This is a genomic window from Bradyrhizobium sp. Arg816, assembly GCF_029989365.1.
Taxonomy (GTDB): Bacteria; Pseudomonadota; Alphaproteobacteria; order Rhizobiales; family Xanthobacteraceae; genus Bradyrhizobium.
The window spans coordinates 270,172-290,375 of sequence record NZ_JAPRAQ010000002.1 but is presented as its reverse complement, the minus strand read 5'-3'; the positions used below and the strand labels follow the sequence as shown (position 1 = coordinate 290,375).

The window sequence follows — 20,204 nt, the reverse complement described above, 5'->3', positions numbered from 1 at the left end:
GAGGTGCCTATCGGCTGACTGTTATTGCAGGACAGGCGCCATGGTGGATCTCGGCAATTTGCAGGCGATCGTCGCTCGAAGCTCGGCCAAGCCGCTACTTGCGGTTCTGTTGTTTAGGTTTGGCGACGCCGGCGGTGCCAGGTCCTTCTTGCAGCAATGGATACCGCGGGCGGCGGTGGGGGCGGGCCCGGACGCCGATGGTCCCGCGTTCCACTTCATGTTCAGTTGGAACGGCATCGCGACGTTGATGTCGGGTCGCCCCGACCTCGACGTCGCGCAGGGGCGGCAGCAGTTCGAGGTATCGTTCGTGGACCCGGCGCAGGCGCCGGATGGCGGCATTGCGACACAGCTTGGTTTCCTCGACGCCAGCGCTCCGGCCGGATGGTGGGACGGCAAGTTCAAGTCGAGCGATATCGATCTCGCCATCCACATCGGGTTCGATACGCCCGAGCAGAAAGCCGATTGCCTCGCGCAAGTGCGGCAGTCGGCGACCGGCCTCGGTGTCCGGGAATTGTCGCTCGACAGTTGGGACGACGGCGCGCTGTCCGGCTGTCGGCCGGCCGACGGCCGCCTGCATTTTGGCTATCGCGATGGAATCACCGCGCCGAATGTTGACTGGCAGGATGCGCCGGCTGCCAGGGCTTCCGACGCCGTCGATTGTCGCGAGATCGTCGTCGGCTATCCGAACAGCGATTTTCCCACTGCACCGTTCAAGCCCGGTCCATGGCAGGACTTCGCGCGCGATGGATCGTTCGTCGGCCTGTCGTGGCTTTATCAGGACGTCGCGGCCTTCAACAAATTCCTGAAGGCTAATGCACCGCAGGCGGCGCCGCATGTCGGCCCGGAACTGGCCGAAGAATGGATCGCGGCCAAGATGATGGGGCGCTGGCGACACGGGTCGCCGCTGTCACGTTTTCCGGATGCACCACCGTCGACCCCGCAATTGAACGATGCGTTCGGCTATGGCGACGATCCAGACGGCGTCAAATGCCCGCTCGGGGCTCACATTCGCATTGTCAATTGCCGCGATCATCCGCTGAAATTCGCCAACCAGATTCGTTTCCCCAAGGGGCCGCCGCGCGTCATACGCCGCGGATTTTCCTATGGTCCTCATCTGGAGGGCGCGGAGGACGACGGCAAGGACCGCGGCATCGTGGGGCTTTTCTACTTCGCCAGGATCAACGAGCAATTCTATACCATCCTGCGGTGGATGCATCAGACGGACTTTGCCGACGCCTACATGAGCCTTCCGAACGGAGCCAATGCGCAGGATGCCTTGACCGGAAACCGGGCAGATCCAAAGGCCGAGACCCGGTTCCAGGTTCCGCTCGCGGGGGACGCCTCCGTGACATTCCAGATGAAGCAATTTATCCGCTACAAGGGCGTCGCAGTGCTGTTTGCGCCGAGCGTTAAAGCGCTCAACACGATGATCGCCGCGCAAGGTTGAACAGACAAGCGGCGAATGTTCTCACTCTAGAAGCATTCCATATCCGACCGCTCGCAGAAATCAGCGACGCACATCGACGCGCATATGGGCGCATTGGTCGCACGATCTATTCCCCGGTCTCGATAGATTCTAACTCTGCGTCTCTCGCACTGAAGATGCCCCCGCGTTAGGGCGAGAGTCCAAAAATCATTCCGGCAAAGCCGGCTGTGCGTGGGGCCTCGATAGACGTGTCAGACTTCAAACTTCGTTCGCGCTCCAATGCGCGTGTTCGACAGCTTCAGGTGCTTTTCTTCGGCGCCGTCAGCATATTCGCTCTCTGCGTTCCCTTCGCGTCCTTGCAGGCGCAGACTCAAATTCCCACGGTCTCGGTGGAAGCGCCGGCGCAACGCGCCCGACCCGCGGCGGCGGCCTCGTCGCGGCGGTCCGCGACGACACGCGCTGCGCGCGCCAACCGGCGTTCTCCAGCGCAGCAAGCCATACCGACGCAATCGGCATCAGCGAATCGCGACACGGGTGAACGCGCCAATGGCCCGGTGCGCGGCTTCGTCGCGACGCGGAGCGGCACCGCCACCAAGACCGACACGCCGCTGATCGAAACGCCGCAGTCGGTGTCCGTCGTCACCACCGACCAGGTCAGGAACCAGGGCGCGGTCTCGATCGGCGAGGCCTTGCGCTACACCGCAGGCGTCAGCGGCGACGTCAATGGCGGCTCGGACACCGGCTTCGGCGCCCTCCAGATCCGCGGCTTCGACACGACGATGTCGGGCCTCTACGTCGACGGCCTCAGGATTCCATCCAGCAATTACGTGCATTTCAACGGCCTCGATCCCTACGGTGCCGAACGCCTGGAGGTTCTCAAGGGACCATCCTCGGCGATGTATGGCGGCAGCGGCACCGGCGGCATCCTCAACTACGTCACCAAGCTGCCGACCGCGCAGCAATTCGGCGAAGTCTCGATCTCCGGCGGCAGCTTCAACCGCTATCAGGGCCAGTTCGACATGGGCGGCCCCGCCAACAAGGAAGGCACCGTGCTGTGGCGCCTGACCGGCGTCGTCCGCGACGGCGAGACCCAGGTCGACTTCACCAAGGACAACCGCGTCTTCATCGCGCCCGCCGTCACGTTCAAGCCGAACGAGGACACCACCATCACGATCCTCGCCAACTACCAGAAGGACCGGGCAGGGTGGGGCCTCCAGTTCCTGCCGGCCTCGGGCACGGTATGGCCGAACAACGGCCGCACCATCCCGGTCTCGTTCTTCGCGGGCGTGCCGAGCTTCAACGCGTTCAACACCGAGATCGCGACCGCCGGCTACCAGCTCTCGCACAATTTCACCGACAACATCACGTTCCGGCAGAACCTGCGCTACGCCTATCAGCACAACGAGGAAAAGGTGTTTTACGGCGGAGGCTACACCAACGAGGCCGCGGGGCAGCTCGCGCGTTTCGGCAGCTACAGCAACTCCTACATCAATTCCTTCGCGGTGGATAATCAGCTCCAGGGCAAGTTCACCACCGGCATCCTCGGCCACACCACGCTGGTCGGGATCGACTATCGCAACACGTCGTTCCGCGACACCGCCTTTGGCGTCACGACGTCGGCCCCCGAGATCAACGTCTTCAACCCGGTCTACAGCAACGACTGGACCATCGGTGCCATGAGCGACAACACCGGTGTCAGGCAGTCGCAGGTCGGCCTCTATGCGCAGGATCAGATCAAGCTCGGCCGGCTGTCGTTCCAGCTCGGCGGCCGCCAGGATTTCGTGACGACGCAGGTCGACAGCAATCTCCCCACCTCCAATAAGTCGGTCGCGAAAGACGCCTCGGCCTTCACCGGCCGCGCCGCCGTGATGTACAATTTCGACAACGGGGTTGCACCCTATTTCAGCTATTCCGAGTCGTTCCTGCCGGTGCTCGCGACCGGTCGGTCCGGACAGATGCTCAATCCCGAAACCGGCGTCCAGTACGAGGTCGGCGTCAAGTACCAACCGATCGGCTGGAATGCACTGTTCACCTTCGCCGCCTTCGACCTGACGCGCGACAACGTCGTCACGTTCGCACCTCCGCTCAACTTTGCCGAACAGACAGGTCAGGTGAAATCCCGCGGCATCGAGCTCGAAGGCACGATGTCGCTCGCCGACGGCTGGAACCTGCGCGCCGCCTATGCCTATGTCGATGCCATGCTCACGCAGGATCCGGTGAACGTCGGCAAGGCGCCGGTCACCGTGCCGCTCAACCGCGCCTCGCTGTGGAGCGACTACACGCTCCAGAACGGGCCGCTGGCGGGCCTGCAGCTCGGCGGCGGCATCCGTTATGTCGGCGCGACCTGGGGCGACGACGCCAACACGTTCAAGGTGGGATCGTCCACCGTGCTGGACGCGCTGCTCGCCTATAGCAGGGACAATTGGCGCCTGTCGCTGAACGTCACCAACCTCGCCGACACACGCTATGTCGCCGCCTGCTACAGCCTGTCCGGCTGCTTCTATGCGGAGGGACGGAAGGCTATCGGCAAGCTGACCTACCGTTGGTGAGTTCGATGTGAGGACGGTCCGGCGATGGCAGCCGGACCCGCTTGATGAGAGTCGAGACGATGAGAGCGATATTCGGCAGGCTGCATCGCTGGGCGGGACTGCTCACGGCCGGATTCCTGTTCTTCTCCGGCATCACCGGCGCGATCATCTCCTGGGATCATGAGATCGACGAGGTGCTGAATCACCACCTGTTCGATGTCACCAGCAAAGGCCCGGCGATTCCCTCGATCGAGCTCGCGAAGATGATCGAGCAGCGCGATCCGCGCGCCCGCGTCGTCTACCTCTTCATGACGCCGGAGGAGGGGCACTCGCTGTGGTTCTTCGTGATGCCGCGGATCGATCCGGCGACGGGAAAACGCTTCGCGATCGACTACAACCAGATCTTCCTCGATCCCAACACCGGCGTCGAGCTCGGCCGGCGCTATTGGGGTGCGGTGTGGCCGGTGACGCGCGAGAACCTCGTCTCGTTCCTCTACAAGCTCCACTACACCATGCACATTCCGGAATTCTGGGGCAGCGATCGCTGGGGCATGCGCCTGCTCGGCGTGATCGCCATCATCTGGACCATCGATTGCTTCGTCGGCTTCTATCTGACGCTGCCCTCGCGACGGCGCGCCAAGGCCGCGCGGGCGCCCCAGGTCGCGCGCCAGCTCGAACGCGGCTTCTGGGCGCGCTGGGCGCCGGCCTGGACCATCAAGGCATCGGGCAGCGCCTACCGGATCAATTTCGACATCCATCGCGCCTTCAGCCTGTGGACCTGGGGCGTGCTGTTCATCATCGCCTTCACGGCGTTCTCGCTGAACCTCTATTTCGAGGTGTTCTCGCCGATGATGAAGATGGTGTCGAACTACACGCCGACGCCCTATGAGCAGCGGCCCTATCGCAATCTCGACGATCCCATCGAGCCAAAGGTCACCTTCGCCGACATCGCTGCGCGCGCGGCGGCTGACGGCAAGGGGCGAGGGTGGACCGTCCCGGTCGGCTCGATCAATTACGGCCCGGCCCATGGGGTCTACGCGGCCGCCTACTTCCATCCCGGCGACGATCACGGCGCCGGCGGCGTCGGGCCGGCGCAGCTCTATTACGACAGCGAAGACGGCCGCCCGATCGGCGAGCGGCTGCCCTGGGTCGGCACCGCCGCCGACATCTTCGTGCAGGCGCAATTCCCGCTGCATTCGGGCCGCATCGTTGGCCTCTTTGGGCGAATCCTGATTTCGATCATGGGCCTCGTGGTGGCGGCACTGTCGGTCACCGGCGTCGTGATCTGGTGGCGCAAGCGCCGCGCCCGCGTCCGGGTGCGCGAGACCGCGGCAATGCGCCTGAGCCGGCAGCAGCTCACGCCGGCAGAGTAGAGGCACGCAGCGGCGCCGCTTCGAGCCTATTGCCAATTCAAATAAAAGTTGTAGCGCGCCAGGGCTTTCCGTAAGGTTGCGGGGGTGAGCGCTGCCGGGCAGCGCAGGTGATCATTCGCCGGGAGCGCATAATGACCACACCTTGCCCCTTTGACTCCACTCAATTGACGTTCGAGGGATCGCCGATCGATCAGGCGCGCTGCCTGCTTCGCACCGTCAAGCGCGCCGGCAATGTCGACGAAGCCAAAGCCAATCTGCCGCCGGTCCTGTCCGGCCTGCTCGCCAATCCTGCCACTCTGGGGGTGACCAAGGCGCAGGTGAGATCGTTCCTCCAGACACGCGGGATTGCCGAGAGCACCGTCGGCGGCTCGGTGATGGATCGCGTCTGCCACGCGAACGACGACAATCCGGCCGCACCGCTCGCGCGCTATTTCGTCATTCATGACACCAGCTTCAAACTGGACCCCGGAGAGGATTTCGATCCGGCCTTCATCAACACGGCCGCCTGGTCCGGCAACAAGCTTTCAGGTCTTGCTGACGGCAAGACGCACATCTACATCACGCGTCTTGGCGAGACACTGACGGACCGGGACTACGGTACGCCATGGCGCGCGACCCGGTTCGAAAAGCCCAGTGTCCGTTTCAAAGGCTTGTTCCTGCATCACGAGCTGGTGCAGCCGCGCATGGGCCCCGGCCCGAGCGACGTGGACTCGCCCCAACCCGGCTTTACGCCCGTCCAATATGCAAGGCTCGCGCTGCAATATGTCATCGCCGGTGTCCGGCGCGGCGCATGGATGGTCCCGGTCTTCCATTGCGTGCTGGACCTGGGTGTTGGCGACCACGACGACCCCCAACATTTCGACCTCGCGGCCTGGGACGCGGCGCTGCAGACGGCCCTCGCCAACGTCCGCACCGAACAGCCCGAGCCCGCGGTTTCCGCCGTAGCAACGAGCATGGCGCCGCCGCCGCCGGCCGCGAGTGCCACGCGGGCGCGACGGGCCAAGCCGCGCAAAGCCGGGCGAGCCAAGATGGCGAAGAAGGCGAAGAAGGCGACGCCTCGCAAGACGGCTGCAGGCTCGGCCAAGCGGGCGTCAGCCAGGAAGACTTCAGCGAAAAAGAAGTCCGCGAAAAAGGCGCCTTCAAAACGGCGGAGCAAGGCATCGGCGCGGAAGGGAGCCAAGAAGAGCAAAAGCAAGAAAAGCAAAAAGCGCGCGTGATCGCCCAAGACAATCAAGCAAAGCTCGGGGGTAGCATATGGCCAGATGTCCTTTCGCGCGATGGATGCCGTTGCCGTGGAGCGCGGGTCAATACACCGCCGGACCGTTCAGGATTATCCATCACACCACCGAAGGATCGACTGCGGCGGGCGCGTTCGCGACCTATCAGGACAACGGGCACGACATCCCGCACTTCACTGTCGATGACCAGTTCATCTACCAGCATCTCGACACCGAGGTCGCGGCAAGAGCATTGGCTCACCCGCCTGGGACGGTCGAGACCAACCGGTTCTCCGCGATCCAGTTCGAGCTGGTCGGCTTCGCCGGCAGACCCAAGAGCCAGGCCAGCCTGACGAATGTCGGCCGGCTGTGCCGATGGATCGAAAGCACACACAATGTGCCGGGTGACTGGCCGAACGGTTATCCCAATCCGCCCGATCGCGGCCACGATCCCGGCCATCACAACCGCAACGAACAGAACTGGCGGACGCGCGGCGGCCATTACGGGCACTGCCACGTTCCCGCGAACTCACATTGGGATCCCGCATATACCGCGGCCGAGCTCCAGATCGTGATGTCGGTGCCTGCGGCCGACGCCGCGCACCAGATCGTCGCGGAGACAGCGGAGCTGCCCGAGATGGCCGCGCGCGCCGATCTTGCAAAGCCGAAACGGGGAGGGCGCGCCAAAAAGGCAAAGGCAGCCAGGAAGGCCAAAGCCGTCAAGAAGCGCAAGGCAGCTCCGAAGCGAGCCAGGAAGCGCAGTCAAAGGGCTCGGTGACCCCGAGCCAAAGTCAAACCGCTCGGGTCGTGTCTCGATTTATGCCGCGCCCGCGGCGGCAGGCGGCGCCGTGCGGCCCATGAACCTTCCCGCCCGGCACCGGCACAAAGACTGGAGATTGCTCTTAAGTCCGTGGATACTGAATGAGATCGCTTGCGTTGCTCTGCCTGCTCGTCTTCGCAACGCCCGCACACGCGGCCGCCCCCGAGCAGCACTATCTCGATTTGCGCGATCGCTACATCGCAAAATTCTCCAAAGCCAAGGAGAATGACGAGACCTATAAGCAGCATGACGCGGCGCTCAAGGAGCTGACAGGCGCGCTGCGCGGTCTGGTGGGCGCGGTCTCGATCAAGGGATTGCCGGCGGAAGGCAAGTCGAACGCCGACACGCTGTTCAAGGGCGACTCGGGCTTCGGCCATCTCGACGGTCTGGGCTTTGCCTCCGAAGGCGACAAGATGCAGGCCGTGGTGACCACCACAGGTCTGCTCAAGCACTGGCTGCACGAGCATCGCGAGGACGGCATGCCGCAGGAGATCGCCGCGGCCTTCAAGTCGGACCGCTTCTACTATCAAGCGATCCAGGACTCAGCCTTCGCCAAATATGCCGAGCTGCCGATCACCAAGCCCGCATCCGCGAGTGCCGCGGTCGCTGTGCTCGGCGTCCGCGGCAACGGCGACCTGAAGGGCGCGCCGCACGAAATCGACCTCGTCGCGATTCAGGGCGACAAGGTCTACTTCCTCGCCGCAACCGACGCCGTGAAGACGGCTGAGATCCCGGCCTGCGAAAAAGTCTGGAAGCAGATGATGGCCAGGAAGATTCCAGAGGACGCCATGGCCAAGGAAGACCATGCCATGGACGCCTACACCAAATGTTTCGCCAAGGAAGCGCCCAGCCAGAGCTGGTACGCGACGGCGGTGAAGAGGGCGCAGAGCCAGTTGGAGATGCTACTGGCGCATTAATTGCGCAGCTTGCTCCAGACTCCGCACCTCATCCTGAGGAGCCCGCAAAGCGCGTCTCGAAGGATAGCCACACAGCGAGAGGCGGGCCTTCATGGTTCGCCCGGCGATGCAAAGGATCGTCCGGAGAGCGCGTGCCGCGCTCCTCACCATGAGGGTCCTGCAACGCCATCAGGCTAGCTCTTGCTGCCCCCCAAATTCCACCCGCGGCCGCCCTCGCCAAAAATCTCATATCCCGTCGCCGTCACCGCGACCGTGTCCTCGAGCTTGATGAAGCCGCGCTTCGGATGCTTCATCGTGGTCTCGATCGAGACCACCATGCCGGGTTGAAGCGGCAGGCGGGCGTCGGTGTCGTCGTAGGGGACCGGGCCCTTGGCGGTCAGGCGAGGGGCCTCGTGGCTGACGAGACCCATGCCGTGGGCCAGAAAATCCGTGCAGTCGCGCTGCGTGATCCGGGCAAGCTGCCGCTCGGCCGCGACGTAGATGTCGCCGCCCATGGCGCCCGGCCGGACCGCGGCGAAGGCGGCACGCTGCACGGCCTCGATCTCGGCCAGACAGTCTTTCAGTTCCGCATCGGGCTCGCCCAGCACGGCCATGCGGGCGAGGTCGCCGATATAGCCGTGATAATTGCCACCGGAATCGAGCGACAGCACGTCGCCTTGCTCCCAGCGCTGCGATGACGGCGCCCTGTTGTGGCTGCTGCCGCAGGCGAGCAGGCAGTATTCGAAGGTCAGGCCGCGATTGGCCTCGGCGACGCGCAGTGCATCGCTCAATTGCTGCTTGGTCGTGCCCGGGCCGTGCGCGGCGATCACCTCCAGCATCGACGCAATCACCAGTTCGGATGCAGTCTTGAGCTTGGCCAGTTCATCTGGCGATTTGACCGCGCGAAGCCGCTCCAGCACCAGCAGCGCGTCCTTGAGCTCGGCGCCGGGCAGGGCGTCACTGAGCGCCCGGCCCGCATCCATCGGCAGGAACGCCATCTCGACCCCGACCCGCTTCAAAGGCACGCCGGCATCCCGGATCAGGCCCACGGCCCGCGTCACCGCATCCACCGAGCCGTTGGACTCGGTCCGGACCTGCGGTACCCACGGCGGAGCCACGGCGCGTTGATGGGTCTCCAGACGATGACCGATATAGACCGCCTTATCAGGTACGCCCTTGGGATAGACCAGCACCGGCAAATAGCGGCTGACGCCCATCGCGTCCATGTAGTCGAAGAAGATCGCGCGCTCCGCGCCCAGCAGGTACTGCACATTGTGCTTGGAGGTCACGACCAGCACATCGAGGCCGGCGGCCTCCATAAGACGGTCGAGCTTGGCGGCGTCGAACGGAATGGCGCGCGAGGTGGTCGCGCGGGCGACGTTCTCCTGCATGACGGGCTCCCTTGACGGGCGGTTGGGACCGCCTTGTATCGTTGACCTCTTCAGGACTGCGACGCCTAGTCTAGCACAACCTCCATTCGCGCGCCCCAACCGAACCACTCAATGAAAAATGGAACCAGGACTGCGAGCGTCTCCAGCTAGGGTCCACGCCTGAGGTCCTCGGTCGCGCGCCGAAGAATATCGTGAAGCCAGTCATGCGCCGGCTCGCCCTCGATACGTTCGTGCCACAACAGCCGGACCTCTACCGAGGTTGTGGCGTAAGGCAGTTCATACGTCGTGACGGCATGCGCGCGTTCGAACGCCCGCGCCAATGGACGCGGAACGATGGCCGCCAATTCGGAGTCCGCGAGCAGGGCGGGCAGGGCAAGGAAATGCGGGAGCGAAACAGCTATGCGCGGCGGCCGGTCGCTTTCGGACAGCGCCCGTTCGAGCGCCGCGCGGTCATACATTTCCGATCGCCTGGCGAGGCCGCGCTCGGAGATGAAGCCTCCGATCGCTCCCTCCTGCTCGCCGCCGAAGGAGACAACGACCAGCGGCATGCGCGCCAGAGCCGCGTTATCGATCCGCCCGAGCTTGCGCTTTCCGCCCACGATCAGCACATCGTCATATTCGAACAGCAGCGAGGTCCGGAAGCGGCTCGGCGGATCCGAGAAGACACCGATCGCAACGTCGATGCGACCAAGGTCGATCTGCTCGGCAAGGTCGATCCGTGTCACCGGCTTGATGATCAGGTCGATCGCCGGCGCCTCAAGCCCAAGTATCTTCAGGAGCGGTGACGCCAGCACCATCGTGGTGAAGTCGTTGGCGGCCAAGGTGAACTGTCTGGTCGAGGCCGCCGGAACGAAGCGCGGCTGCTCGACCGCCGCCTCGAGAGATCGCAGGGCTTCGCGAACCTGCGGCGCCATCGTCAACGCACGCGCGGTCGGCTGCATTCCGGTCGCCGTGCGCACGAACAAATCGTCTTCCAGCATCTCGCGGAGCCGGGCGAGCGAATGGCTCACGGCGGATTGACTGAGGGCAACCCTCTGGCTGGCCCGCAGCACGCTGCGCTCCTCCATGACGGCGTCGAAGACCTTGAGCAGGTTCAGGTCCAGGGTCTTGAAGGAAACAGCCACGTGCAGGACACCGTCACAGGCGGATCGCGCGCCCGTTGCGTACCTGCGATCTTTCCCAGTTAAGGCCATGCGCGCAGCCGACGCAACCGAGCAGGGCGCCCGGACCGCGACGCCCGGCCGTTCGCGCCACCAATCTGAAGGCGGTTCAGGATCACTCTGCAAGAGTTTCACTTCCGCATTCGCGCGATCCCGTCATGATCCCGGCGCCGAATTTGGAGGAGACAGGCAATGAAACCCTGCGGGATGTCGATCGGAGCTTTCGGACTAGCACTGGCGCTGTTCACGGCGCCGGCCATTGCGCAGCATGGTCCGGTCAAGCTCGGCGTTCTCACCGACATGTCCTCGCTCTACGCCGACAATGGCGGCCAGGGCTCGGTGGTTGCGGCGCAAATGGCGGTCGACGATTTTGGTGGTCAGGTGCTGGGGCGCGGTATCCAGATCGTCGCGGGAGACCACCAGAACAAGGCCGATGTGGGAGCGACCATCGCCCGGCGATGGCTCGAAAATGAAAACGTCGAGGTGATCCTCGACGTGCCCAATTCTGCGGTCGCGCTGGCGGTGCAGGGCATCACACGGGACAAGAAGAAACTGTTCCTCGCCACCGGCGCCGCCACGTCGCGCCTCACTGGCGACGAATGCTCGCCGACCGGCATTCACTGGACCTACGATACCTATGCGCTGTCGCAGGGAACGACGCGGGCGATATCGCGTCTCGGCGCAAGCTCCTGGTACTTTATCTCGGTCGATTATTCCCTCGGTGCGCAGCTCGAGGCCGATAGCCGCAAGGTCATCGACGCCTCGGGCGGCAAGGTGATCGGCGCGGTGAAGCATCCACTCAATACGCCCGATTTTTCGTCCTTCCTGCTCCAGGCACAGTCCTCGAAGGCGGACGTGATCGCGCTCGCCGACACCGGCGGCGACTTCATCAACGCCGTCAAGCAGGCCGGTGAATTCGGCATCACGCAGCGGCAGAAGCTTGTCGGGCTGCTCGTCTTCATTGCCGACATTCACAGCCTCGGGCTCCAGAGCGCCCAGGGCTTGATGCTGAGCTCGGCATTCTATTGGGACCAGAACGAGGACACGCGGGCGTGGTCGAAGCGCTTCATCGCCAAGACCCAGAAGGTCCCGACCATGATCCACGCCGGCACCTATGGCGCGGTGATGCACTATCTTAGGGCGGTTCAGGCGGCCGGCACACTGGATGGGCCGACCATAGCCGCCAAGATGCGCGACATGCCCGTGAACGATTTCATGACGAAAAATGGCCGGATCCGCGAGGACGGCCGGCTGGTCCGCGACATGTATCTTTTTCGCGTCAAGTCGCCCGAGCAGTCCAAATACAAATTCGACTATTACGAGCTGCTGGCGACGATTCCGGGAGAGGAAGCTTTCCGGCCGATGGAGCAAGGCGGATGTCCGCTCCTGAAGCAGCCATGATCGGCGAGGGCACGGCCGTGCAGAACGGGATCGACGAGATCATCGCAGGCCGCTTTGCATGCCGCGACTTCTCGGGCGCGCCGCTCGGGCGAGGGACCATCGAGCAGATTCTGCGCGTGGCACGGTTTGCGCCAAGCGGTGCCAATATCCAGCCCTGGCACGTCTACGTGCTGGCCGGCGATGCCAAAGACAGGGTGTCGGCGGCGCTGCGCGAGGCGCACGAAACGGCCCGCGACGCGCATAGGTCGGAATACAGCTACTACGCCAACGACCTGCCCGAACCCTATTTGCAGAGACGACAGGAGTTCGGCCGATTGTTCTACGGCTCGCTCGGCATCGCCCAAACCGATATCGAAGCCAGGAGCGGACAAACCGCCAAGAACTATGCGTTCTTCGGCGCACCCGTCGGGCTGATCGTCACGATCGACCGGCGCCTTGAAGTCGGCAGCTGGCTCGACCTCGGCATGTTCGTCCAGAACGTGCTGCTGGCTGCGGCGGGCCATGGGCTTCAGTCCTGTCCGCAGGAAACGTTCTCCAGATATCACCGGATCCTGCGCCCGCTGCTGTCGATCCCGGCGGAGCAAATGGTGGTGTGCGGCATCTCGATCGGCCGCGCCAGGGACCTCGCCAAGGGCAGGCTGATGCCGCGCGCCGACGTCGCGGAATTCGCGTCTTTCGCAGGCTTCGAAGAACAAAGTGCAACCCAAATGGAAAGGACAAGGCCATGGGAAGCCGAGACGAACTGATTCAGTGCAGCATTCCGTTTCTGCGCGAGGTCAAGGACATGACGCCCGGCGCGGAGATGGAGCGGTGGCTCAATCAAAAATACGGCGAGGGCAGCCAGCTCTACCAGGACCTGGCACGCCTGATTAAGCTCGGGGTCGCGGAAGGCTGGGCGGCGAACCAGGAGGTCGAAGGTCCGAACTACCGGCGCAGCCGCATCCTTGAGCCGATGCCCGAAACGTTCCAGTTCAGCATCACGGCCGTCTACATGAACAGCACCGATCCACGCCGCTTCAAGGACGAGGACGACGATGACGTGCTCCGCGGCCAATATCACGGTCACCCATATGGGGAACTGAACCTGGTCGTGCCGCTGGACAAGGGCGCCGAGCTCAAGGGGCTGCAGGGCTGGCAAGGGCCCGGCTGGACCGCGCCCGATCCCGGCAGCCGGCACTATCCCGAGGTCCGCGGCGGCGCCGTCATCGCTCTGTTCTATCTGCCCGCCGGACGCATCTCCTACGACTTCGCCGCGCCGTCCTGACTGCCGGCCGGACCATCCCGGGTGACGTCGTGCGCGAGCGTCACCCGTTCAGCAGAATGCACAGCTGAAGTCCGCACGACGGCGATGCGTCGCGACGCCACGGCCTGCAAGGCGGCTCACCATGAACGGTGGGGAGGGATTTCGGCGACCGTGCGCCAAGCGGGCCCCAGCCCGGACCGCCATATCCATAATTCGCATAAGGTATATTATGGAATATATTTATGTACAATTAGATCAGATATTTAGATCGAATTCCTGACACCGCGCCTTCGCTTGCCGTCCGTTTTCGATCTGGGCCGCGACCGACCTCTCGGCTCTTGACGGCTACTGTGCATGGGGTTGTTTTTCAGATTTTGAATCCGGCCCATCTGCCGAACGCCGATATTGCCGCGACGGTGTCCGGCTGCAATAAGCGAGACCTCGCGAGATCGCAGATGACCTTCAGGCCTTCCGTCCGTATAGGTTTGCATCTCAGAACAACAACAAACTTCCGAGGAAGCAGACCCATGAGTTTTTCCCGACGCACGCTTCTCAAGGCCTCCGCCGCGACCGCGGTCCTGGGCGGCCTCGGTGCGCCCCATGTGGCCCGCGCCCAGAGCGCCGAGTTCACCTACAAATACGCCAACAACCTGCCTGACACCCATCCGCTGAACGTGCGCGCCAAGGAGATGGCGGCGGCGATCAAGGCCGAGACCAACGGCAAGTTCGACCTCCAGATCTTCCCGAACAACCAGCTCGGCTCCGACACCGACATGCTGAGCCAGATCCGGTCCGGCGGCGTCGAGTTCTTCACGCTGTCAGGCCTGATCCTGTCGACCCTGGTGCCGGCCGCGTCCATCAACGGCATCGGCTTCGCGTTCCCGGACTACGGCACGGTCTGGAAGGCCATGGACGGCGACCTCGGCGCCCATGTCCGCGGCGAGATCAAGAAGGCCGGCCTCGAGGTCATGGACAAGATCTGGGACAACGGCTTCCGCCAGACCACGTCGTCGAGCAAGCCGATCAACGGGCCCGACGACCTCAAGGGCTTCAAGATCCGCGTGCCGGTGTCGCCGCTGTGGACCTCGATGTTCAAGGCGTTCGATGCGGCGCCCGCCTCGATCAATTTCGCCGAGGTCTATTCCGCGCTCCAGACCAAGATCGTCGAGGGCCAGGAGAACCCGCTGGCGATCATTTCGACCGCCAAGCTGTACGAGGTGCAGAAGTACTGTTCGCTGACCAACCACATGTGGGACGGCTTCTGGTTCCTGGCCAACCGCCGCGCCTGGAGCGCGCTGCCTGAGGATGTGCGCACCATCGTCGCCAAGAACATCAATGCCGCCGCCATGAAGGAACGTGAGGATACCGCCAAGCTCAATGCGAACCTCCAGCAGGAGCTCGCGGGCAAGGGCCTGACCTTCAACCAGCCTGCGGTGGCGCCATTCCGTGACAAGCTGCGCTCCGCCGGCTTCTATGCCGAGTGGAAGGGCAAGTATGGCGACCAGGCTTGGGATCTCCTGGAAAAGGCCGTCGGCAAGCTGTCGTAACGCGTCGGGGCCGCCGAGGTTCTTATCGAGATGGCTCATGTCGAGGTTGAGGCGACCGGAGTGGTGGGCGAGGTGGCTGTTCAGCCCCCTCGCCGATCCCCTGTGCTGGCCTCGCTGGAGCGCCTCCTCGGCCTCGCCGTCGAGATCCCCGCGGCGATCCTGGTCGTCGCCGAGATCGTGATCCTGTTTGCCGGCGTGGTCGCACGCTACGGCGTGCACCGGCCGTTGATCTGGTCGGATGAACTCGCCTCGATCCTGTTCCTGTGGCTCGCCATGCTGGGCGCTGCGGTCGCATTCCGCCGCTCCGAGCACATGCGCATGACGGCGCTCGTCGCGAGCGCGAGGCCGGCCATGCGCGCCTATCTGGACGTGGTCGCGACCTGCGCGGCGCTGGCGTTCCTGGCGCTGATCATCTGGCCGTCCGCCGAATACGCCTACGAGGAAAGCTTCATCACCACGCCGGCGCTCCAGATCTCGAACATGTGGCGCGCCGCGGCGCTGCCGGCGGGCATCTGCCTGATGGCGGTGTTCGCGCTGCTGCGGCTGCTGCGCGCCGCCGATTACCGCATGGTGCTGACGGCGGTGATATCGGTTGCCGTCATCGTCGGTCTGTTCTGGCTGGCGCAGCCTTATCTGCGGCCGCTCGGCAATCTCAACCTCGTCATCTTCTTCGTCGGCGTCGCCGGCTTCTGCGTCTTTGCCGGCGTTCCCATTGCGTTCGGGTTTGGCCTCGCCATCTTCGGCTATCTGGCGCTGACCACGCGGACGCCGGTCATGGTGCTGGTCGGCCGGATGGACGAGGGCATGAGCCACCTCATCCTGCTCTCGGTGCCGCTGTTCGTGTTCCTGGGGCTCCTGATCGAGATGACCGGCATGGCGCGGGCCATGGTCGCGTTCCTGGCGAGCCTGCTCGGCCATGTCCGCGGCGGCCTGCATTACGTGCTGGTCGGCGCGATGTATCTGGTCTCAGGCATCTCCGGCGCCAAGGCCGCCGACATGGCGGCGGTGGCGCCCGTGCTGTTCCCGGAAATGAAGCAGCGCGGCGCCAAGCCCGGCGACCTCGTGGCGCTTCTTGCGGCTACAGGCGCCCAAACCGAGACCATTCCGCCGAGCCTCGTGCTGATCACGATCGGCTCGGTCACGGGCGTCTCGATCGCCGCCCTCTTCACCGGCGGCCTGCTGCCCGGCGTCGTGCTCGCCATCACGCTCTGCATGCTGGTGTGGTGGCGCTACCGCCACGAGGACATGAGCCATGTCCGCCGCGCCACGGGTGGCGAGATCGGCAAGACCTTCATCATCGCCCTGCCCGCGCTCGCGCTGCCCTTCGTGATCCGCTACGCCGTGGTCGAGGGCATTGCGACCGCGACCGAGGTCTCCACCATCGGCATCGTCTACGGCGCCCTGGTCGGCCTCCTCGTCTACCGCCGCTTCGACTGGCGGCGGCTGTTTCCCATGCTGGTCGAGACCGCGGCGCTGTCAGGCGCGATCCTGCTGATCATCGGCACCGCGACCGGCATGGCCTGGGGGCTCACCCAATCCGGCTTCTCGCGCTCGCTGGCCTCAGCCATGACCGGATTGCCCGGGGGGCCTGCGACCTTCATCGCCGTGTCCATCCTGGCCTTCACCATCCTCGGCAGCGTGCTCGAGGGCATTCCGGCAATCGTGCTGTTCGGGCCGCTGCTGTTTCCGATCGCCCGTGCCGTCGGCGTGCACGAGGTGCACTATGCCATGGTGATCATTCTCGCCATGGGTATCGGACTATTCGCCCCGCCCTTCGGCGTCGGCTATTATGCCGCCTGCGCCATCGGACGCGTCGATCCGGCGGAAGGCATCAGGCCGATCTGGGGCTATCTGCTGGCGCTGCTGGTGGGATTGATCATCGTCGCGATCTTCCCCTGGATCTCGATCGGATTCCTGTAAAGCGCGGCGTCAAGGAGGGTTCGATGAGCGAGCGGCAGAACCAGTACAATATCGGCCTAGACAAGACCCCCGCCAACTACGTCCCCCTGAGCCCACTGAGCTTCCTCGCGCGCAGCGCCGCCGTCTATCCCAACCACGTCAGCACGGTCTATGAGGGCCGCAGCTTCACGTGGCGCGAGACGCATGAGCGCTGCAAGCGCTTTGCGTCCTGGCTCGGCGGCAAGGGCATCGGCGTCGGCGACACCGTCGCGGCGATGCTGCCGAACATTCCGGCGATGAACGAGGTGCACTTCGCCGTCCCCATGACCGGCGCCGTCCTCAATGCGCTCAACATCCGTCTCGATGCGCCCTCGATCGCATTTCAGCTCGATCACGGCGGCGCCAAGATCATCCTGGTCGATCCGGAGTTTTCGACTGTCATCACCGACGCGCTGGCGCAGATGCAGGGGCCGAAGCCGTTCGTCGTCGACGTCGACGACGCCTCTTTCAAGGGCGGCAAGCGCATCGGCGAGATCGAGTATGAGGCGGCGCTCGCGCAAGGCGATCCTGATTTCACCGCGATCCCGCCTAGCGACGAATGGGACGCCATCGCGCTGAGCTATACCTCGGGCACCACGGGCAATCCCAAGGGCGTCGTCACCCATCATCGCGGTGCCTATCTCAACGCCGTCAGCAACATCCTCGCCGGCCAACTCGGCCAGCATCCGGTCTATCTCTGGACGCTGCCGATGTTCCACTGCAACGGCTGGTGCTTCCCCTGGACCATCGCGGCGGCCGCCGGCATCAACGTCTGCCTGCGCAAGGTCGAGCCGACCAAAATCTTCGAGCTGGTCAAGCAGCACGGCGTCACCCACATGTGCGGTGCGCCGATCGTCTACAACACGCTGATCAACGCACCCGATGCGCCGAAGGGCAGTGCCGCGCGCCGCGTCGTCGGCCTGATCGCCGGCGCCGCGCCGCCGGTCGCGGTGCTCGAAGGCGCAGAAAGCATCGGCATCAGGCTCACGCACGTCTACGGCCTGACCGAGGTCTACGGCCCCGCCTCCGTCTGCGCCGAGCAACCCGGCTGGGACGATCTGCCCGCCGCCGAGCGCGCCAGCATGAAGCGGCGGCAGGGCGTGCCCTATCCGCTCGAGGAAGGTGTCACCGTCATCAATCCGCAGACGATGCAGGAGGTGCCCCGCGACGGCGAGACCATCGGCGAGGTCATGTTCCGCGGCAACATCGTGATGAAGGGCTACCTCAAGAACGAGAAGGCGACGAAGGAAGCCTTCGAGGGCGGCTGGTTTCACACCGGCGACCTCGGCGTGCTAGACGAATACGGTTACGTCATCATCAAGGATCGCTCCAAGGACATCATCATTTCCGGCGGCGAGAACATTTCCTCCGTCGAGGTCGAGGACATCCTCTACAAGCATCCGGCCGTGCTGTTCGCAGCCGTCGTCGCAAAGCCCGATCCGAAATGGGGCGAGGTGCCCTGCGCCTTCGTCGAACTGAAGGACGGCGCCAGCGCGACCGAAGCCGAGATCATCGCCTTCTGCCGCACGCATATGAGCGGCTTCAAGACGCCGAAGGCCGTCGTGTTCGGACCGATCCCGAAGACATCCACGGGCAAGATCCAGAAATTCCTGCTGCGTAACGAGGTCGGCTCGTCGAAGGCGATCTCGGCCTGAACCGAGCCGGCGCGATCAGTGCGTCTCGAGCCGCATGCCGTCATAGGCCGGAACCACGCCCGCGGGCAGCTTCTGCCTGATCACCTCGTAATCGACGTCGGCCGTCATGTTGGTGATGACGGCCCGCTTCGGCTTGAAGCGCTCGATCCAGGACAGCGCATCGTTGATGCTGAAATGGCTGGAATGCTGGGTGTAGCGCAAGCCGTCGACAATCCAGAGATCGAGATTTTCCAGCGCGCCCCAGCTCTCGCGCGGGATGTCGTTGAGGTCGGGCGTGTAGGCGGCATTGCCGATGCGATAGCCGAGCGCGGGGATCTGGCCGTGCTGGACCAGGAAGGCGGTCATCTTCACCGCGCCGCCCTTCCCCAAAATGGTCTGACTTTCGCCCGCCTCGATTGAATGCCGCGTCAGGATCGGTGGATAATCGCTGCCCTCCGGCGAGATGAAGCAATAGGAGAATCGCGCCATGATGTCCTTGGCAGTCGACTGATTGAAATAGGTCGGAATGCGCTTGCGCATATGCAGCACGACCGAGCGCAGATCGTCCATGCCGTGGGTCTGGTCGGCATGCTCGTGGGTCAAGAAGACCGCGTCGATGTGATCGACATTGGCGTCGATGAGCTGTTCACGCAGGTCAGGCGAGGTGTCGATGACGATCCGCGTAGTGCCATGCTCGCCGGCATGCTCGACCAGCATCGAGCAGCGGCGGCGGCGATTTTTTGGATTGTTAGGATCGCAGGCGCCCCAGCCGAGCGCCGGGCGCGGCACGCCGGCGGAGGAGCCGCAGCCCAGGATCGTCAGCGTCAGCGTCATGCGGCTCCCAACCTTAAGATTTCACCTTGGAGAACAGGCGGAAGAAGTTTTCGGTGGTCTGGCGTGAGATCTCATCGAGCGACACGCCGCGCGTTTCGGCGAGCACCTTGGCGACCTCGACCACATAGGCCGGCTCGTTGCGTTTGCCCCGGAACTTGCCGGGCGCAAGATAGGGCGAGTCTGTTTCAACCAGAATACGGTCAGACGGCAGTTCAGCCGCAAGCGCGCGCAGGGTCTCCGATTTCTTGAAGGTCAGGATGCCCGTAAAGCCGATATAGAGCCCGAGCGACACCGCCTTCAGCGCCAGCTCGCGCCCGCCCGTGTAGCAATGCAGCACGGCGCGAAACGATCCCTTGGCCGCTTCCTCCTCCAGGATGCGGCCGCAATCATCGTCCGCCTCGCGGGTGTGGATCACCAGCGGCAGGCCGGTCGCACGGGCCGCGGCGATGTGCGCGCGAAAGCCCCTCGCCTGCGCCTCCGGCGCGCCGTTGTCGTAGAAATAGTCGAGCCCGGCCTCGCCGAGCGCGACCACCTTGGGATGCCCGGTCAACCCGATCAGCTCGTCCGGCGAGATGCCGTCTTCCTCGTCCGCGTTGTGCGGATGGGTGCCGACCGAGCAGTAGACGTCGTCGTAGCGCTCGGTGATGGCCAGAAGCTGATTGAGCTTTCGTACCCGCGTGGAGATCGTAACCATACGGCCGATGCCGGCCGCACGTGCACGCGAGACGATCCCGTCGAGATTTTCCGCAAAGTCCGGAAAATCCAGATGGCAGTGGCTATCGACCAACATCGCCCG

16 protein-coding genes are annotated in these 20,204 nt (G+C 64.2%); 12 read left to right on the top strand and 4 right to left on the bottom strand.

Annotated elements, in window-relative coordinates; all coding sequences use genetic code 11:
* Positions 1 to 40 precede the first annotated feature (40 nt).
* The 6 genes from OWC48_RS06470 (at position 41) to OWC48_RS06445 (ending at position 8,281) form a co-directional block, all read left to right on the top strand.
* Positions 41 to 1,447 carry a hypothetical protein gene (locus OWC48_RS06470; RefSeq protein WP_282519212.1) on the top strand — a complete coding sequence of 469 codons (1,407 nt, stop codon included), beginning with the start codon at positions 41 to 43 and terminating at the stop codon, positions 1,445 to 1,447.
* Between the two features lie 533 nt (positions 1,448 to 1,980).
* Positions 1,981 to 3,975: a TonB-dependent siderophore receptor gene (locus OWC48_RS06465; protein ID WP_282519583.1), complete on the top strand. Its 1,995-nt coding sequence runs from the start codon at positions 1,981 to 1,983 to the stop codon at positions 3,973 to 3,975.
* Positions 3,976 to 4,034: 59 nt separating this feature from the next.
* Complete coding sequence (gene fsrB, locus OWC48_RS06460; protein ID WP_282519211.1) at positions 4,035 to 5,327, top strand: siderophore utilization protein FsrB; 1,293 nt, start codon at positions 4,035 to 4,037, stop codon at positions 5,325 to 5,327.
* A 131-nt stretch (positions 5,328 to 5,458) separates the two neighbouring features.
* Positions 5,459 to 6,544, top strand: coding sequence for a hypothetical protein (locus OWC48_RS06455; RefSeq protein WP_282519210.1), 1,086 nt, complete (start codon positions 5,459 to 5,461; stop codon positions 6,542 to 6,544).
* A gap of 37 nt (positions 6,545 to 6,581) precedes the next feature.
* A complete protein-coding gene (locus OWC48_RS06450) occupies positions 6,582 to 7,322 on the top strand; it encodes an N-acetylmuramoyl-L-alanine amidase (RefSeq protein WP_282519209.1) in 741 nt (246 codons plus the stop codon).
* A 143-nt stretch (positions 7,323 to 7,465) separates the two neighbouring features.
* A complete protein-coding gene (locus tag OWC48_RS06445) occupies positions 7,466 to 8,281 on the top strand; it encodes a hypothetical protein (protein WP_282519208.1) in 816 nt (271 codons plus the stop codon).
* 173 nt (positions 8,282 to 8,454) lie between these two features.
* Here the strand turns inward: OWC48_RS06445 and OWC48_RS06440 are convergent, their stop codons facing one another.
* Positions 8,455 to 9,651, bottom strand: a complete 1,197-nt coding sequence (locus OWC48_RS06440) for a Xaa-Pro peptidase family protein (protein WP_282519207.1) — start codon at positions 9,649 to 9,651, stop codon at positions 8,455 to 8,457.
* Positions 9,652 to 9,797: 146 nt separating this feature from the next.
* A complete protein-coding gene (locus OWC48_RS06435) occupies positions 9,798 to 10,775 on the bottom strand; it encodes a LysR family transcriptional regulator (RefSeq protein ID WP_282519206.1) in 978 nt (325 codons plus the stop codon).
* A 228-nt stretch (positions 10,776 to 11,003) separates the two neighbouring features.
* On the opposite strand from OWC48_RS06435, the gene OWC48_RS06430 reads away from it, so the two are divergent.
* The 6 genes from OWC48_RS06430 to OWC48_RS06405 all read left to right on the top strand — a co-directional run bounded on the left by OWC48_RS06430 (position 11,004) and on the right by OWC48_RS06405 (position 18,595).
* Positions 11,004 to 12,212, top strand: a complete 1,209-nt coding sequence (locus OWC48_RS06430; RefSeq protein WP_282519205.1) for an ABC transporter substrate-binding protein — start codon at positions 11,004 to 11,006, stop codon at positions 12,210 to 12,212.
* On the top strand, positions 12,188 to 12,958 hold the full coding sequence (locus tag OWC48_RS06425; protein WP_282519204.1) for a nitroreductase: 771 nt from the start codon (positions 12,188 to 12,190) through the stop codon (positions 12,956 to 12,958). Before OWC48_RS06430 ends, OWC48_RS06425 begins: the two co-directional genes overlap by 25 nt.
* Positions 12,937 to 13,476 carry a DUF4863 family protein gene (locus OWC48_RS06420; protein ID WP_282519203.1) on the top strand — a complete coding sequence of 180 codons (540 nt, stop codon included), beginning with the start codon at positions 12,937 to 12,939 and terminating at the stop codon, positions 13,474 to 13,476. The genes OWC48_RS06425 and OWC48_RS06420 overlap by 22 nt, the downstream gene beginning before the upstream one ends.
* Before the next feature lie 506 nt (positions 13,477 to 13,982).
* On the top strand, positions 13,983 to 15,002 hold the full coding sequence (locus OWC48_RS06415) for a TRAP transporter substrate-binding protein (RefSeq protein ID WP_282519202.1): 1,020 nt from the start codon (positions 13,983 to 13,985) through the stop codon (positions 15,000 to 15,002).
* A 30-nt stretch (positions 15,003 to 15,032) separates the two neighbouring features.
* Positions 15,033 to 16,922: a TRAP transporter large permease subunit gene (locus OWC48_RS06410; RefSeq protein ID WP_282519201.1), complete on the top strand. Its 1,890-nt coding sequence runs from the start codon at positions 15,033 to 15,035 to the stop codon at positions 16,920 to 16,922.
* A gap of 23 nt (positions 16,923 to 16,945) precedes the next feature.
* Complete coding sequence (locus OWC48_RS06405) at positions 16,946 to 18,595, top strand: acyl-CoA synthetase (protein ID WP_282519200.1); 1,650 nt, start codon at positions 16,946 to 16,948, stop codon at positions 18,593 to 18,595.
* A gap of 15 nt (positions 18,596 to 18,610) precedes the next feature.
* On the opposite strand, the gene OWC48_RS06400 is transcribed toward OWC48_RS06405, so the two are convergent.
* Entirely contained in the window at positions 18,611 to 19,408 is a 798-nt protein-coding gene (locus tag OWC48_RS06400) for an MBL fold metallo-hydrolase (RefSeq protein ID WP_282519199.1), read from the bottom strand.
* Between the two features lie 13 nt (positions 19,409 to 19,421).
* Positions 19,422 to 20,198 (bottom strand): TatD family hydrolase, encoded by a 777-nt coding sequence (locus OWC48_RS06395; protein ID WP_282519198.1) that lies wholly within the window; start codon positions 20,196 to 20,198, stop codon positions 19,422 to 19,424.
* Between the last annotated feature and the right edge of the window lie 6 nt (positions 20,199 to 20,204).